We start from the raw sequence: 15,810 nt of genomic DNA on the forward strand, positions 1-15,810 counted from the left end.
AATACGCCGACACGTGCTTAAATGCCGTACACCCGACGTGCGTTATCCGTCAAAATCTGCGCCATCTCCTCCGCCCCGATTTCTCGGGCCGCAGCCATCGCACGCGCCTGATGACCGATAAAAGTTGACTCATTGCGCGCACCTCGGAACGGCTCCGCGGTCATGTAGGGGGCATCGGTTTCCACCAGCAGCTGCTCCGCCGGCGCCTCAGCCACAGCCTGCCGCAGGTAATCATTGCGTTTGAAGGTCACGTTTCCGGTAAAACTCAGCAGGTAACCGCGCGCAATGGCCTCGCGGGCAACCTCAATGGGCGAGGAGAAGCAGTGCAAGATGACCGTGTTCTCATAGCCGTCCAACGCCGCCATCAGATCTTCATCGGCGTCGCGGTTATGAATCATCAACGGCTTGCCGACGGTTGCTGCGAGCTCCATATGCCACTGCAACGCAGCCAGCTGTTCGCTCTTCGACGCGCAGCCGTCGAGAGAATCCAACCAGTACCAATCCAATCCCGTCTCGCCCACGGCCACAACCCTGGGGTCGGCAGCCATTTCGGTCAGACGGGCCTTGGCGTCGTCGTCAAGCTCGTGTGCGCGCGTCGGATGGATGGCAGCGGCGGCCCAGACGTTGGGGTGCGCGTGTGCGGCGGTAAAGGCCAGTTCGGTTTCCGGCATGCCATCGCCGACCGTGCAAACTCCGACGACGCCCGCTGCGGCGGCACGGTCCATGAGAGCCGCAATCTCCTCCGGAGTTTGCGCCCCGCAGGACGCGAGATGCGTGTGGGCGTCAAACAGCGGAGTGAGATACTCCGCGGGTTCTGCAATTTTGCGTTTGCGCTTTCCCATTCCTCTACTGCGCCCCTACTTCACCTGTGCCCACTCAGGGCCGTGCTCAGCCAACTCCGAGTCGAGCTTGGAGAAAATCGGCTTCGGCTTTGCAAGCTGCGTACCCGGCTCAATGTCGAAGCGATGCCAGGCGGCCTTCTGATTGACGTAATCACCAGTGATGATTGGGTAGCTCCTGCCCTCTGCCGGCAAGTCTGCGCCGACCGGTTCGACCGGCATGTCGTCCTGGACTTCCTGGACTTCTGGCATTGCGGCCCAGATGCCCTCGCCACCCAGGGTCTCGAAGACCTTCTGCGCGCTTTCCGGCAGGTACGGGGTCAGCAGGACATTGGCGTCGCTGACTACCTGCAGCGCTGTCCACAACACAGTGGCGAGACGCTCACGCTGGGACTCGTCCTTCGCCAGCTTCCACGGCTCCTGCGCAGCAATGTAGGCGTTCGCCTCCCCGACCAGGTGCATTGCGGCAGTGATACCAGCGCGGAAACGGGATAGCGCAAGTGCGTCACCCACCTCGGCGAAGGAGCGCTCAGCCAGGTCGAGCAGTTCACGGTCAGCGTCGGTGAGCTCGCCCGGAGTTGGCACCTCACCGAAGTTCTTGAAAGCCATGGACACGGTGCGGTTGACCAGGTTTCCCCAGGAGTTGGCCAGCTCGTTATTCACGCGGCGGACAAACTCATCCCAGGTGAAGTCGGTGTCCTGGTTTTCCGGACCAGCCATGGCGATGAAGTAGCGCAGCGGATCCGGACCGAACTCCGCCAGGAAATCCTTCACATAGATGACAACGCCCTTGGAAGAGGAGAACTTCGAGCCCGACATGGTCAGGTACTCCGAGGAGACGACCTCCGTCGGCAGGTTCAACTCACCGAGCTCCCCGACTTTGCCTCCGCGGGAACCTTCGCCACGGTAGCCCAGCAGCTCAGCCGGCCAAATCTGGGAGTGGAAGGTGATGTTGTCCTTGCCCATGAAGTAGTAGGACAGCGCCTCCGGGTCATTCCACCACTTGCGCCACGCTTCCGGGTCACCGATGCGCCAGGCCCACTCGATGGAAGCGGATAGGTAACCGACGACAGCGTCGAACCAAACGTAGAGTTTCTTGGTTCCGTTTTCCGACCAGCCCTCCAGCGGAATCGGAACACCCCAGTCAATGTCGCGGCTCATTGCGCGCGGACGGATGTCCTTCAGGATGTTCAGGGAGAATTTCAGCACATTTGGGCGCCAGTCCTTGCGCTCTTGAAGCCATTCGGTCAAGGCCTCTGCCAGCGCTGGCAGGTCGAGCAAGAAGTGCTCAGTTTCAACGAACTTCGGGGTCTCGCCGTTGATTTTCGACACCGGATCAATCAGATCGGCCGGGTCAAGCTGGTTACCGCAGTTGTCACACTGGTCGCCACGGGCACCGGAAGCGCCACAAATTGGGCAGGTACCTTCGATGTAACGGTCCGGCAGCGTGCGCCCGGTCGACGGGGAAATCGCCCCCATCGTGGTCTGCTTGACCATGTAGCCGTTTTCGTAGAGCCCGCGGAAGAGCTCCTGGACAATCGCGTAGTGGTTGCGCGTGGTAGTGCGCGTAAACAGGTCGTAGGAAAGCCCCAGACCCGCGAGGTCCTGCACAATCTGGCGGTTGTAACGGTCGGCCAATTCCTGGACAGAAACGCCTTCCTTCTCTGCTTGCACAAGCAGCGGCGTGCCATGCTCATCAGTACCGGAGACCATCAGCACGTCATTGCCAATCATTCGCTGGTAGCGAGCGAAAACGTCCGAGGGGACTCCGAAACCTGCAACATGGCCGATATGTCGCGGACCGTTAGCGTACGGCCACGCAACTGCTGTGAAAATGCGAGACATATCTAACAGGGTAATAGATGACCTGCCATCGCGATGAACTGTGTCCCTTACGGAGTCCTCATGAAGTCCACATGAACTGTCCCCTACCATCATCGCACGCATGCGCAGTCACTACGCTTATGTTCTATGTCCACTCGGTCTACCTCCTCCGGCTCGGCTGCTGACTTCACTTCGCGTGCGACCACTGCGCTGGCGCGTCTTATCGCTGCCGGTCATCGTCCCGCCGCACTCATCGGCTCCTGGTTCGGTTATCGCGCGGTTCTCGCCGCCAACGTCGAGCTCACTGCCTGCGAGTCGGCAGCGCTTTTCACCAGCCCCGACCCCGATGCGTGGATCTTTGGGTTCCGCCCCTACTCCGGCACCAGCGCGCACGGGGTCGCTACCTGCGTCGCGTTGCTTGCCGACGACGGCACGTGGCATTTCGACGGCCCCGGCACCGGTGACCCCTTCAATCCGGATTTCCAAGCCCTTCAGGAGGCCATCAACTACTCGCACGAAGACACGCGTGCCGACGCGCTCCCCGCGGCCACACCACTGGAGTGGGATCAAGGCGACCGAGAACACCACCAGCTTGCGGTGACAAACTGTAAGGAGGCAATTGCCGCAGGCGAGGTGTATCAAACCTGCATTTCCACACGCTTTCACGCGGAGCTGGCAGCGAGCGACTCTGCACTAGCCCACGCCGGCGCGTGGTTTTCCTCCCGCGTGGCGCGGTATCAACCGGCTCGAGCAGCATTCTTGCCCGGCAATCTCGACGTTGGAATTCCAATCCTGGCCTCGCTGAGCCCTGAGGAGTTCCTCATCCGCGCAGGCACAAGCGTGACTGAAACTCCCATCAAAGGCACGATTCCCGCTGACCGGTCCCCGAACGAGTTATTGCGCAGCGACAAGGATGTCGCCGAGAACATCATGATTGTCGACCTGGTGCGCCATGACCTCGGTCAAGTTGCCAAGACCGGCACCGTGAAGGTCACAGACCTGCTCAGTGTGCGTCCGGCACCGGGCGTGTGGCACCTCTTTTCCACAGTTTCCGCGGAACTTCCCGATCAGCTCAGCCACGCTGAGCTCATCGAAGCCTGCTTCCCACCGGCCTCAGTCACCGGTACACCGAAGCTGCGAGCGATTGAGCTTCTGCGCGAATGGGAACCCGAACCCCGTGGCGCTCACTGCGGCGCGATTGGTGCGGCCCATGGGGATGCACTTGAGCTCAATGTCGGTATTCGTACCGCTGAGTACACAAAAGACCCGAACTCGGGGAGAGTTCGGGTCGAAGCTGGCATCGGCGGTGGCATCACCATCGGGTCTACACCCGAGGGCGAATGGGCCGAGATTGAGGCCAAGGCCGCACCGCTGCTGTTGGAAAGCTAATTGCGCAATTTACGAGCACGGCGGCGCTCGCGCTGTTCGGCCGCTTCCGCCAAGCGGCGCTCACGAGCCATGCGCAGGGCAAACTGACGCTGTTCCTTGTCATCGAGGTACATCGGATCGTCGGAAAGCCCCTTAACCAGCGCAACCATCAGCGCCAAGATAACAATGACGAACGGGCTTGCCGCCAAAATAGTGATGTTCTGCAGGTTCGACAGGGCATCGCTGCCACCGGTGACCAATAGGACGATGGCAATCAGAGCGGTGAAGATACCCCACATAGCAGTGACCGTGCGCGACGCTGTGAGTCGACCGAACTGGCTCATGGTGCCCATCACGGTGGAGGCGGAGTCCGCCGAGGTAATGAAGAAGGTAGCCAGCAGAATCATTGCAATAGCCGAGGTAATCGCGCCACCCGGCAAGGATTCCAGCAGATTGAACAGCTGACTCTCGGCCGAACCGTCACCGTAGATGGACGCACCCTGCTGCTCGTGGGTAATGGCGGTGCCACCAAAGATGGAGAACCACACTGCAGAGACAATCGACGGAACTGCGACGACGGTGAAGACGAACTCACGGATAGTACGGCCGCGAGAAATACGTGCGATGAACATACCGACAAACGGCGACCAGGAAATCCACCAGGCCCAGTAGAAGATTGTCCAGGAAGAGAGCCATTCACCGGCGGTGCCGTCAGCGGAAGCACTGGAGCGGGAGGCCATCTCAAAGAAGGAATCCAGGTAGCTGCCAATGGAGGTCGGAATCAGGTTCAGAATCACCACGGTAGGGCCGAGGACCAACACCAGCAGAGCCAGCAGACCTGCGGCAACCATGTTGAAGTTCGAGATGTACTGGATGCCCTTGCCCACGCCCGACAGTGCAGAGGCCAAGAAGGCACAGCCCAGAACGAGAATAAGACCAATCCACAAAGGTGCGCCCTTGATGGCGTTGAACCCGTTGATTTCCAAACCGGCGGAAATCTGAAGTACGCCAACACCGAGAGAAGCTGCCGTACCGAAGACGGTGGCAAAAATCGCAAGCGCGTCGATAAGCTTGCCCAACCATCCCTCAGCGCGACGTGCGCCGATGAGCGGGATGAACGCCGCCGAAATCAGCTGCTTTCGGCCGAGGCGGTAGGTCGAGTAAGCAATTGCGAGACCGACGATGGCGTAGAGCGACCACGGGTGCAGAGTCCAGTGGAACATCGTCGAAGCCATGGCGGTACCGACTTCCTTCGGCTCGTGGCCCGGCACGCCATCGCGATAGAAGGTCAGCGGCTCAGCGACACCGTAGAACATCAGACCGATGCCCATACCGGCGGCGAACATCATGGCAATCCAGCTAGGCGTGGAAAACTCGGGTTTCTCGTTGTCCTTGCCCAAGCGGATGTGACCGAACTTGGAAATCGCGATGGACACAATGAAGAAGACAAAGACGGTACTGGCCAAGATAAACAGCCAGCCGATGTTCTCCACGACCCAGTTCAGAGAGCTAGATGCGAACGTAGAGAAACTATCCGGCCACGCCAGGCCCCAGACGATGATTGCCAGAATTGCGACAACGGCGGGGATGGTAACCCCGAGGTTCACGGGAGCGTGAGAATCGTCGGCCCTGACTTCGCCGACGACTGACTCCCCTACTTCTTGTTGTATTTCATGCTCTGGTGGATTCGTCATTCCTCCACCATGTCCACCATTGACCTGGGATTTCAACTCAGGATGTGGATTCTCTCAGGTTTTCCTCATTTTTTATGGGTTGCAAAAAACTTCCAATAACGGAGTTTACCCTGTTCACTGGCGTGCGCTTGAACATTTTCCGCCACAAAGTAACAATCAGTTAACGATTTTCGTCCCGAGCTGCTAAAACGGCCTGGTAGAGATCTCGATGCTTCGTCATTCCCGCCTCTGCTGCAACCTGCTTCGCGGCATCCTTCAGTCGCATGCCATCAGCCACGAGCTCCTCCACGCGGTCAACCAAGCCCTCCGTGGATACCTCCGTTGCCTGCTGCCCCGCGCCTTCAATCACCACCGTAATTTCGCCGCGGACACCTTCCTCCGCCCACGCCGCCAACTCCCCCAGCGTCGCACGGCGAGTCTCTTCAAAACGCTTGGTCAACTCACGGCTTACCGACGCGCGCCGCTCCTCACCCAAAATCTCCGCAGCATCGGCCAACGTAACAGCCAACCGATGCGGCGACTCAAAGAAACAACAGGCCCGCTTCTCTGTCTTCAGTGATTCCAACCATGCCCGGCGCGCCCCCTGTTTACGAGGTGCAAAACCATCGAAGCAAAAGTGGCCGACACCCAAACCACTGAGAGCCAATGCGGTAGTCACCGCGCTCGGTCCTGGTACACAGGACACCGGCACGCCCGCATCATGTGCAGCCGCCACCACAGCCAGGCCAGGATCCGACACCACCGGCATCCCCGCATCGGTCACCACAATGACTTTCTGTCCCGCCTTCGCCGCCTGAATCAGCGACTCAGTGCGGCTCTCTTCGTTGTGATCGAAGTTCGAAACAAACTTCCCCTTGGGGGAAATGCCCAGCGCTGTGGCCAGGTTGCGTGCCCGCCTGGTGTCTTCCGCGGCGATGATATCGGCGTCGATAAGCGCACCGCGCAAGCGGTCGGAGGCATCGGCGATATTGCCCAGCGGCGTTGCCACCAGAGTGATGCCAGGAGCCAGCGTCATTGCCTCGCTAAGAGGCGCGTTCTCGTGCGGTTGGAAGTTCGATGCCGAATGCGTCATGATTCCATAGCTTAAACTGACATTCGTGACCGATGCCGCTTTAACCCCACCACCGGAAACCGAGCGCCGCGCGAAAAAGCGTTTCCTGCGCCCGATTCCCCCGGTGCCCTCGCTGCCGCCACTGCGGCGGTGGGACAAATGGGATACCGCCACTTTTGTGGTTCTCGGAATCGTCGCAGCGCTAACCCGTTTCATCGGGCTTGCTGCCAAGACCGACAATGGCACCCCGCTCTTCGATGAAAAGCACTATGTGCCGCAAGCATGGCAGATTCTGGAGTCCACCCGCGACCCCATCTCGTCTGGCATTGAGGACAATCCCGGCTACGGTCTGATTGTGCATCCGCCAGTGGCCAAGCAGGTCATCGCCTTGGGCGAATGGATCTTCGGTTACTCACCAATGGGCTGGCGGTTTATGTCGGCGGTGTGTGGCACGCTGGTCATACTGCTGCTCATGGACATCGTCCGACGCATCTCTCGCGGCTCGCGGTTGGCAGTGGGTATCGCTGGTCTCTATGCGCTTGCCGACGGAGTGCTGTTTGTCTCCTCCCGGGTCGGCATGCTGGACATGATTCAGACCTTCTTCATCACTGCGGCCGCGTGGGCACTTCTCATCGACCAGGCCGATGCCCGCAAGCGCCTGGAATCCGCCACGGAGCTAGGTAGTTTCGGCCCCTATCTCAGTTATCGCTGGTGGCGACTGCTCGCCGGCATCATGCTGGGGCTTGCCACCGGGGTGAAGTGGTCTGGCCTGTATTACATGGCCGCATTCGGTCTGTGGTCCGTCTTCACGGATCTGGTCTCCCGCAAGAATGCCGGTGCGCACAAACCCGTGCTCGGCGCACTCTCCCGTGATACCGCCCCGGCGTTGCGTGATCTGGTGGTAGTCCCGCTGGGCGTTTACTTCTTAAGTTGGCGTTCCTGGTTCGCCGAAGAAACGTCGGTCTATCGCCATGTCTCACCCGAAGACCGCGATACGGGACTCCCCGGCACCGACTGGCTTCCCGAGGCCCTGCAGAACTACCTGCACTACCAAAACAGCGTGCTGAAGTTCCACGCCGAGCTGACCACCTCTAATGGCCACAAACACCCTTGGGAGTCCAAGCCTTGGGAGTGGCTGGTCAGTTGGCGGCCAATGCTCTACTACTCCACCGAAACCACCTGCAGTGGCGGCCAGGAGTGCAAGGGCTGGATGATGCTCTTTGGCACCCCGCCCATCTGGTGGTTGCTGGTCCCCGTGGTCCTGTGGGCCACATGGCGTTGGCTCGGCCGCCGCGACGGCCGCTACGCGCTGCCCGTCATCGGTTTCCTCGCCTCGTGGCTGCCGTGGGTCATCGGCTACGACCGGCAGATGTACTTTTTCTACGCCACCGCGCTGATTCCATTCGTACTCATCGCCTTTGCTCTGCTTGCCGACGATCTCTCACACTGGCGGCCCGGCGGTAAGCCGGTGGGGTTGGTAATCGTTGGCACGCACGCCGCACTAGTGGTGACCGCGTTTGTGTTCTGGCTGCCAATTTTGACCGGCTACCCGCTGCCTCTCAACCACTTTGAATGGCGGTTCTGGTTGCCATCTTGGAGCTAGTCCCGCTGTGGTGGCACGCCTGTGACCGGCAACCCCGAGGCGGCCCGCCATGCCTGTGCGATTGCCGTCGGCGTATAGCCGCCCAGCCACACAACGGCCAGCGTCAAAGCGGAGACAAACATCAATGCCAGGCCAGCGATCTCTGATGCTCCCTGGGCACCGATGAGAATGTCACGAATACCAAAACCGATGCTGAACGTGGCGACGGCACCGTAGACCGGCGCCATGCCCATGGCAGCGCGCGGCCGCCAAGCAGCCCAGAACAATCCCACTGCCAATGCAAGCCGAATTGCCGCGAGTTGAATGGCAAGGCGTGCTCCGAGCTCCATTGGGTCAACGGTGGCAGTGGAACCGTCGATAGGCGCTCCCGTGCTTGTTGCGATTCCTGCACCGTCCTGCGGCTGTGTCGAGGAAAGTCCAAGCGTCATCATGTCGGAGGCGTCTACCAGCGTCGCAATCCCCCAGACCGCCCAGCAAAGTCCCAACGCAATGAGCACCCCGCGGGCGGTGCCGGCTATGAGCAGCCATGCGCGCTCACGCCGGCGGCGCTCCGGTTCGATGGAGACCAAAATGCGCTCCGAGAGATCATCCGTGGAAACCTCCGGCATACCATCGGCAGGCCCAACCGTAAGGGCGCGGTTCAGCCGCACCGCTCGCTCGTACCAAGCTCGGCACTCCTCGCAGGCCCCAAGATGGGCATCGATGACTTCATCGGCAATACTTGCCTGCTCGCCATCGAGGCGAGCTGACAATGCTGCGCGAATTTCCTCGCACTCCACGGGGAATCTCCTCCGCTTTTAACTCTTAAGGGGGTTGTACCTAATGAGGTCTTATCTGATGAATTGCCTGTCCAAGCTGAAACGGCCGGCTCCGAAAACGAAAATCATCACCAGCCCACCGATGAGTGACATCACGAGCTCCGCACCGTTGTCACGGATAAACAGACCATTGCCCAGGTGCATCGACCACCAGGCACCAATCATTTCAATGATGAAGACCATCGCCACCGTCGGGGCCAAGAGTCCCAGAATCAGCAACGCGCCTCCGACCAGTTCGACTAGAGCGACAACCCAGACCGTCAAGTGCGCCTGCGGGATATTCGCAGCGACAAAGTAACCGGTCGTCTTGTCAATACCGGTGATAAAAATCTTGTCCCAGCCATGGCAGATGAAGATAATTCCGAGTATTAGGCGGAGAATCACGAGCGCGATATCGCGCATTACCGGTCGATCCATGAGGGACATGCTACCCGACGGCACGGTCAAAGCACGGTAGCACTGCGGCAGCGAAAGGCCAGCGACTTTAACATGCAAAAAGGCTTCTCCCAACCCCTCGGGAGAAGCCTTCCGCCAAACACACCCGGTGTGTCATGTCTTAGGTAGTGACATCGTAACAGGCCGAGTTTCTAACAAAAAATCGCGCTGACGTGCTCAGACAACTTTAAGGTTGTTCTACGGCTCAGCTCACAGGACTAGCTCACGCGAGCCTGCGGCATTTCGTCGTAATCGTCGTCATCAAAGCGGTAGTCAGTGTAGGCCAGATCTGCGAAATCCGGGTCCTCATCATCAAGCTCGACTACTACCGCGCCGGGACGGCGCAGTCGCTGTGGAATTCCCAGCTCATCATCCTCGCGGTTACGCACACCGAGGCGGGCCATCTTCATACGGCGAATTCGGCGAGCCCGCAGTTCCTGCTCTGCACGCACGGTGCGGCGCAGGTTGACCAGGTACAGGGTCATCAAGCCGACGCCGACCAGTGGAATCCACCAGGTCCAACCACCGGCGAAAGCAGCGATGATGACCGTGACTGCGATAAACGCTGCCAGCCCAGCAACAGAACGGCGGCGGCGAGCAAAGCGAGTCTCAGCGTACTGGGCATCCGAAATCGGATCGAACCCACCGCGACCACGGCGCTTCTCAGCGAACGCGTAATCATCTTCGGTCAAGGTGTCATCGACAGCGACTGCGTCATCGTTGGACTCGACAGCGTGGTCACTGTCGTTCTCGACGGTCGCATCGAGTTCTGCCTGCTCGTCTACGGTGTCTACTTCCTCTTCAGTCTCAGAGAGAGCCTCAGCGTCAACGTGCTCAGCGTCAGCCGCGGCACCGGAATCAGCGTCAGATTCAACAGCATCTTCGAACATCAAGTCATCGGCGTCGACGAATTGACGGCGAACGTCAACGCTCACATCGGAAGAAGACTCATCTGCACGAACCACGTCACCTTCGGCGGAGGCGACGGCGGAGTCAGATTCAGCATCCTCGTCATCAACGACAGCCTGTAGCGACTGGTCTGCAGATTCATCATCGGATACGTCCATGTCAGAGCGGTCAGAAGACTCAGCAGTGGCTTCCTCGGTAGCGGAATCATCCGCCTGCGGGGCCTCCTCCTCTGCATCTGCTGCTTCCAGCTCGTAGACGATATCGCCGTCGACGACGGCCGGGTCGGCCGCCTCGTCCACGGTGTCGTCGATAAGCACGTCGCTGACATCGAAGTCATCGTCGACCTGCGCGTCAACGGTTTCGAGAGAATCGTCGACTTCTTCGGCCACGCGCACGTCCGACTCCTTAAAAGACGGACGGCGGCGCGTCGTGGCCAGCTCCTCGCCACCACGATGCAGCACGCGGGTCTTACCTAGCGCATCGGATGTACGACGAATCGGCTTGCGCGTATTGACCACCAGCGGGGCCAGCACAAACAGCCACAGTACAACGATGAGTATCAGCAACAGAGAAGTTGACATATTCTGCGTCTCCTTGCGACTTCGCCCGGGGTTTCGCCGTCTCTCCCCGGCCCAAATACACCGCCCACATGCCCTTCCACAGAGGCATTTACGAAGGCAGCCAGCGTATCTAGAGCGAACTCGCCCAATAGTAGAGTTGTCATCACCCTATCGGCGTGCGCTGCTCAGACTACTCAGGCGCGCCGTTGCGGTGGGTATTTCTCCGCCTCTTCATATTGCGCACGACCACTCGCCACGATGAGGTCCACTGCACTGTCCTCCCCCACCCGCGCATAGGTCAGATGATCGCGCCACGCACCATCCATATGGAAGGCTTCCCGCGCCACGCCCTCATACTCGAACCCACAGTTTTCCAGCACGCGTATCGACGGGACATTGCTGTCCAACACAGTCGCTTCAATTCGGTGGACGCCAACTTTCTTGGCATAATCCGACGCCAACGCCACTGCAGCAGTGGCGACTCCTCCACATGTAAAGCTGCTGCCGACCCAATAGCCAATCCAGGCGTGAGCGACGGGGAAAGGCGTAATGCCTCCGAGCGTGAGCATGCCGGCGAACTGGCCGTCTACCTCAATGGTGGAAACAAACATTTCCCCCGCCGCCTCTGAACGACGCCAACTGCGAAGGTTACGGCGGAAAACGGAAACCTTGTGGGCGTTATCCCAGTCGTCGTCGAGGGTTGGCTCCACAGGCCGCAAAATGGGCTCATCACGCAGCCGCAGTGCCCGCCATGTAGAGGCATCAGTTCGCTCTGGCACACGCAGGCGGACTCGGCCGCCACTGGTTATTAGACGGGAAGTACGCACAGCAACGATACTCGCGGTAGTGGGGTGTGGTTAGGCTTGGCGCGCCATGAACAGCACGTCAACGACATCTCCAGGACGCACGTGTAGCACGTCTTCCGGAATCACGATGAGACTGTTGGCTTCCGACATGCCGGCCAGAAGGTGGGCTTGCGCACCGCCGGAACCTCCCAGCGGCTGCACCATGTATTCGCCGGTCTCACGGTCACGCATGAGCTGACCACGGATATACCCGCGACGCTTCTCCGCCGACTCGATCGGGCCGACAGCACGAGCTGTGACAGCGCGGCGGCGAGGATTGCGCTTACCCAGGGCCAGTCGAATGAGGGGACGAACCATAACCTCAAAAACGACCAATGCGCCGACCGGGTTCGACGGCAGCAGGAACGTTGGAATCTTGTCATCTCCCAGCAGACCAAAGCCCTGGACCGAACCAGGATGCATAGCGATGCGGGAAACATCAACCTCGCCCAATTCAGCCAGCACACGGCGAATCTGCTCACCCGCGGCACCGCCGACAGCCCCCGTGATGACCAAGAGCTCACTGCGAATGAGCTGGCCCTCGATGATTTCCCGGATGCGACGGGGCTCACCGGTGGCAATACCCACTCGGTGCACCTCGGCCCCAGCATCGCGGCCGGCTGCTGCCAACGCGTAGGAGTTGACGTCGTAGACCTGACCGAGGCCTGGCGTGCGGTCAACATCGACCAACTCATTACCAATGGAAATCACGGACATACGCGGCTTGGGGTGCACCAAAACCTTCGAACGCCCCACTGCTGCCAACAATCCAACCTGCGACGGCGAAATTACCGAGTCCAAAGACACCGCCACGTCACCCGGCTGCACGTCGTCGCCGACCTTCCGCACAAAGTCACCGGAGTAGACCGGATGGAGAACATTAACTCGACGGCCACCGCGGTCGGTCCAGTTTAGGGGCACAACAGCGTCGGCAAGCGATGGCAGCGGCGCACCAGTTTGTACGCGCACGGCCTGCTTCGGCTGGAGACGCATCGGGTGGTGAGAGCCGGCTGTCACCTCACCGACAACAGGCAGCTCGACCTCGCGAAAATCAACATCACTCTGACGCGCATCCGGAGGTAAAGAACCAGATTCGCCGACGATATCGACAGCGCGCACTGCATAACCATCGATTGCTGACTGCACGAATCCCGGCAACGGCTGCTCTGCGATGACATCTTCAGCGCACAGCATGCCGAGGGATTCCGAAATAGCAACGCGCACAGGATCAGGCATCACAGCGTGCGCGGTGATTGCCGCCAACTGTTCTTCCACAGAACGCATGTTTTACCTTCCTCGGCACCAACCCGCGGTGCGCTTTATGGCTATTCAGCTTCTCAGTACAAGCCTCTAGATAAGTACAGCCTCTATAAAAAGGCTTTAAGCCTGTTCATCCTGCGCCAGACGCTGCTGCATATACTCGCGCAGCCCCTCGCCGTAGTCCGGATGCCTGAGTCCAAAGTCTACGCAAGCGCGAATGAAGCCACCAGGATTTCCCAGGTCATGGCGGAACCCCTTGTGGACGACCACATGAACCGGATGCCCCTCTTGAATCAGCAGCTCAATTGCATCGGTGAGCTGGTATTCGCCGCCCTTACCGCGCGGGATGCGGCGCAGCGCATCGAAGATGGCACGATCGAGCAAGTAACGTCCGACTGCCACGAAGTTGGATGGAGCATCCGCAGGGTCCGGCTTTTCCACCATGCCCTTGACTCGCTTCACATCGTCCCAAGCATCAGCATCAGCCGCGTTCTCACCGAGCTCACCCGACTCCGCCGGGGTGGCGTCCTCAATATCGAAGACACCGTAGTTGTAGACCTCTTCGTGAGGAATTTCCAGCGCACATAGCACCGAGCCACCAAAGCGCTCGCGCACTTCCGTCATGCGATCCATCACGCCCACTGGGAGCACGAGATCGTCGGGAAGCATGACAGCAACGCTGTCCTCATCGTCTTCGAGCAGCGGCTCTGCGACCAACACCGCATGCCCCAGGCCCAGCGGTCGATCTTGGACAACGGATTCCACGCGAATGACCTCGGTGGCGCGGCGTACCTTCGCTGCAATTTTGTCCTTGCCACGCTCGGCGAGAGTCTGCTCAAGATCCGGGCGTGGGTCGAAGTGTCCCAGCACGCCATCCTTACTCGGCGCCGTGACAATAGCCAGGCGTTGCGCACCAGTGGCGGCGGCCTCTTCAGCAATCATCTCGATGCCCGGCGTATCAACCACGGGCAGCAATTCTTTCGGCACTGTCTTGGTGGCAGGCAAGAATCGCGTACCCATGCCCGCGGCAGGAACGATGACAGTTCGAACCGGAGTAGTCATGTCCGAACCAGACTCTTTAGACGATGAGACCATAATGGCAACGATACCTATATAACTTCCATTTGCTCGGAGGCTGACCCCGCTTTTTTCAACGCGTTAATCAGAAATTTTCTCCTGCGCTGACGACCGAGGCCGCTCCCCTACCTGACAGAGTAGGTTTGCAGGTATGGCTCCGCTTCCCGAAACCACGTCCGATTTCAAAACCCGCACACGGCACGAGGTACTCGCCGCACGCGCCGCCAAGGGGCAGCGTGAGCGCATGCTTGACGACGAAGCACTGGTACAGCGGTTGCAAGAATGGTTATCCAATACCGTCGGTGACCTCACAAAACCCGTCATCGCCGCTTATGTCCCCGCTGGCGACGAGCCCGGTGCAAGCGTTTCTAGTTCGACTGATGGTGAGCCCGGCCAGGGCTTTGTGGAGGCTTTGGCCAACGCGGTTCCCGGAGCACGAATTCTGCTTCCCGTCTGCCCGCCCGGTCCGCCACAGCCGCTGCACTGGGGTTACTACACCGACGGCTTCAGCAAAGGGCGATTTGGACTCTTGGAACCTGTTTCGATGGAAAGCGCCGCCGGCCCGAAGGAGCTAGGTGTTGCCGACGCCATTATTCTGCCGGCAGTTGCGGCCGACCCCCAAACTGGGATGCGGTTAGGGCGTGGCGCTGGTTATTACGATCGCAGCTTGGTTTTCGCTCGACGCGACGGCGATACGGATGGGGCGAGAGCTGCTGTCATCGCTGTTGCGGTTTTCGACACCGAGTTGCGCACGGAGCTTGCCTACGATGAGCACGACGTTCCCGCCGATTATGTGATCACGCCAGCGGGGATTTCACAGGTTTAATGGAACCGATTCCGGGTTTTTCGCGCCTAACTTAATATGAACCCAAAACACTCGTCCCGGTTTCCGCGTCCATTCCGAAAGCCCCGCCCCGCAACTATTCGGCGAATAGTTGCAGTCACAGTTTTCCTATGTGCCGTCGGACTGGCGGCGGTGGAGTCATTGACACCTCGCAGCGGCCATATCCGGGTCATGATTAGCGCCAAATCCATTGCCGGTGGCGCATCGGTGGCAGAACAAGATGTGGCTTTCAAGGACATTCCCCGGGATCTCGTTCCTGGCGGGGCCGTAACGGACATCGCTGCTGTGCGGGGACGCACCCTGGCCACCGGCATGTCACCAGGAGAGATACTTACAGAGCAGCGAATGGTCGGCCCATCACTAGCCAAGTCGTTGACTGGGATGTCGGAAAGCAAAATTATTGCCATCACGTTGACTGATGTGGGCATCGTGTCCGCTCTTCGCACTGGTGACAGCGTGGATATTGTGTCGACCGCGGATGAGCGCGGGATGGCAGCGCCGCTTGCACACGGGGCAAAGGTGGTCAACATCGTCGACGAAGAGGTGGTTTTGGTTGCACTGCCCACTGGTGCCGCGGAGGTGGTGGCAGCGACATCGCTAACGTCCCCGCTCACACTGTTACTCTCGGGCTAGTGACCAAAGTCTCACTGATTACAAGATTTCATGGCCCTGAACAGCGTTTT

14 protein-coding genes are annotated in these 15,810 nt (G+C 59.6%); 4 read left to right on the forward strand and 10 right to left on the reverse strand.

Annotation, left to right across the window (positions count from 1 at the left end):
• Positions 1–17 precede the first annotated feature (17 nt).
• Entirely contained in the window at positions 18–842 is an 825-nt protein-coding gene (locus tag HMPREF2651_RS01345) for a TatD family hydrolase (RefSeq protein WP_038626313.1), read from the reverse strand.
• Between the two features lie 15 nt (positions 843–857).
• On the reverse strand, positions 858–2,684 hold the full coding sequence (metG, locus tag HMPREF2651_RS01350) for a methionine--tRNA ligase (protein ID WP_038626314.1): 1,827 nt from the start codon (positions 2,682–2,684) through the stop codon (positions 858–860).
• Positions 2,685–2,810: 126 nt separating this feature from the next.
• Here metG and HMPREF2651_RS01355 point away from each other — a divergent pair, with 126 nt between their 5' ends.
• The gene (locus tag HMPREF2651_RS01355; protein ID WP_038626316.1) at positions 2,811–4,052 is read left to right on the forward strand and encodes an aminodeoxychorismate synthase component I; all 1,242 of its coding nucleotides are present in this window, start codon (positions 2,811–2,813) and stop codon (positions 4,050–4,052) included.
• Here the strand turns inward: HMPREF2651_RS01355 and HMPREF2651_RS01360 are convergent.
• Entirely contained in the window at positions 4,049–5,725 is a 1,677-nt protein-coding gene (locus HMPREF2651_RS01360; RefSeq protein WP_038626318.1) for a BCCT family transporter, read from the reverse strand. The two genes, HMPREF2651_RS01355 and HMPREF2651_RS01360, sit on opposite strands and share 4 nt — an antisense overlap.
• Before the next feature lie 160 nt (positions 5,726–5,885).
• A complete protein-coding gene (gene rsmI / locus HMPREF2651_RS01365) occupies positions 5,886–6,740 on the reverse strand; it encodes a 16S rRNA (cytidine(1402)-2'-O)-methyltransferase (protein ID WP_187401012.1) in 855 nt (284 codons plus the stop codon).
• An 82-nt stretch (positions 6,741–6,822) separates the two neighbouring features.
• On the opposite strand from rsmI, the gene HMPREF2651_RS01370 reads away from it, so the two are divergent.
• Positions 6,823–8,379 (forward strand): dolichyl-phosphate-mannose--protein mannosyltransferase, encoded by a 1,557-nt coding sequence (locus HMPREF2651_RS01370; RefSeq protein ID WP_038626322.1) that lies wholly within the window; start codon positions 6,823–6,825, stop codon positions 8,377–8,379.
• Here HMPREF2651_RS01370 and HMPREF2651_RS01375 read toward each other — a convergent pair.
• The 6 genes from HMPREF2651_RS01375 to HMPREF2651_RS01400 form a co-directional block, all read right to left on the reverse strand.
• The gene (locus tag HMPREF2651_RS01375; protein ID WP_038626324.1) at positions 8,376–9,158 is read right to left on the reverse strand and encodes a zf-HC2 domain-containing protein; all 783 of its coding nucleotides are present in this window, start codon (positions 9,156–9,158) and stop codon (positions 8,376–8,378) included. The genes HMPREF2651_RS01370 and HMPREF2651_RS01375 overlap by 4 nt on opposite strands.
• 51 nt (positions 9,159–9,209) lie before the next feature.
• Positions 9,210–9,614 (reverse strand): DoxX family protein, encoded by a 405-nt coding sequence (locus tag HMPREF2651_RS01380; RefSeq protein WP_038629133.1) that lies wholly within the window; start codon positions 9,612–9,614, stop codon positions 9,210–9,212.
• A gap of 236 nt (positions 9,615–9,850) precedes the next feature.
• Positions 9,851–11,122: a divisome protein SepX/GlpR gene (gene glpR, locus HMPREF2651_RS01385; protein WP_038626325.1), complete on the reverse strand. Its 1,272-nt coding sequence runs from the start codon at positions 11,120–11,122 to the stop codon at positions 9,851–9,853.
• 173 nt (positions 11,123–11,295) lie between these two features.
• The gene (locus HMPREF2651_RS01390; RefSeq protein ID WP_038626327.1) at positions 11,296–11,928 is read right to left on the reverse strand and encodes a GNAT family N-acetyltransferase; all 633 of its coding nucleotides are present in this window, start codon (positions 11,926–11,928) and stop codon (positions 11,296–11,298) included.
• Positions 11,929–11,958: 30 nt separating this feature from the next.
• The gene (glp, locus tag HMPREF2651_RS01395; RefSeq protein WP_005511382.1) at positions 11,959–13,230 is read right to left on the reverse strand and encodes a molybdotransferase-like divisome protein Glp; all 1,272 of its coding nucleotides are present in this window, start codon (positions 13,228–13,230) and stop codon (positions 11,959–11,961) included.
• A gap of 96 nt (positions 13,231–13,326) precedes the next feature.
• On the reverse strand, positions 13,327–14,301 hold the full coding sequence (locus tag HMPREF2651_RS01400) for a UTP--glucose-1-phosphate uridylyltransferase (RefSeq protein ID WP_038626329.1): 975 nt from the start codon (positions 14,299–14,301) through the stop codon (positions 13,327–13,329).
• A gap of 133 nt (positions 14,302–14,434) precedes the next feature.
• Between HMPREF2651_RS01400 and HMPREF2651_RS01405 the strand changes: the two genes are divergently transcribed.
• A complete protein-coding gene (locus HMPREF2651_RS01405) occupies positions 14,435–15,109 on the forward strand; it encodes a 5-formyltetrahydrofolate cyclo-ligase (protein ID WP_038626331.1) in 675 nt (224 codons plus the stop codon).
• A gap of 189 nt (positions 15,110–15,298) precedes the next feature.
• Positions 15,299–15,760 (forward strand): SAF domain-containing protein, encoded by a 462-nt coding sequence (locus HMPREF2651_RS01410; RefSeq protein ID WP_224786612.1) that lies wholly within the window; start codon positions 15,299–15,301, stop codon positions 15,758–15,760.
• Positions 15,761–15,810 lie beyond the last annotated feature (50 nt).

The sequence above is a fragment of the Corynebacterium sp. HMSC063A05 genome, assembly GCF_001809695.1.
GTDB lineage: Bacteria > Actinomycetota > Actinomycetes > Mycobacteriales > Mycobacteriaceae > Corynebacterium > Corynebacterium amycolatum.

Bases quoted from the DNA above. Each gene is read 5' to 3' on its own strand.
- HMPREF2651_RS01345 (WP_038626313.1), bottom strand. From the start codon at position 842: ATGGGAAAGCGCAAACGCAAAATTGCAGAACCCGCGGAGTATCTCACT.
- metG (WP_038626314.1), bottom strand. From the start codon at position 2,684: ATGTCTCGCATTTTCACAGCAGTTGCGTGGCCGTACGCTAACGGTCCG.
- HMPREF2651_RS01355 (WP_038626316.1), top strand. From the start codon at position 2,811: ATGTCCACTCGGTCTACCTCCTCCGGCTCGGCTGCTGACTTCACTTCG.
- HMPREF2651_RS01360 (WP_038626318.1), bottom strand. From the start codon at position 5,725: ATGACGAATCCACCAGAGCATGAAATACAACAAGAAGTAGGGGAGTCA.
- rsmI (WP_187401012.1), bottom strand. From the start codon at position 6,740: ATGACGCTGGCTCCTGGCATCACTCTGGTGGCAACGCCGCTGGGCAAT.
- HMPREF2651_RS01380 (WP_038629133.1), bottom strand. From the start codon at position 9,614: ATGGATCGACCGGTAATGCGCGATATCGCGCTCGTGATTCTCCGCCTA.
- glpR (WP_038626325.1), bottom strand. From the start codon at position 11,122: ATGTCAACTTCTCTGTTGCTGATACTCATCGTTGTACTGTGGCTGTTT.
- glp (WP_005511382.1), bottom strand. From the start codon at position 13,230: ATGCGTTCTGTGGAAGAACAGTTGGCGGCAATCACCGCGCACGCTGTG.
- HMPREF2651_RS01400 (WP_038626329.1), bottom strand. From the start codon at position 14,301: ATGGTCTCATCGTCTAAAGAGTCTGGTTCGGACATGACTACTCCGGTT.
- HMPREF2651_RS01405 (WP_038626331.1), top strand. From the start codon at position 14,435: ATGGCTCCGCTTCCCGAAACCACGTCCGATTTCAAAACCCGCACACGG.
- HMPREF2651_RS01410 (WP_224786612.1), top strand. From the start codon at position 15,299: ATGATTAGCGCCAAATCCATTGCCGGTGGCGCATCGGTGGCAGAACAA.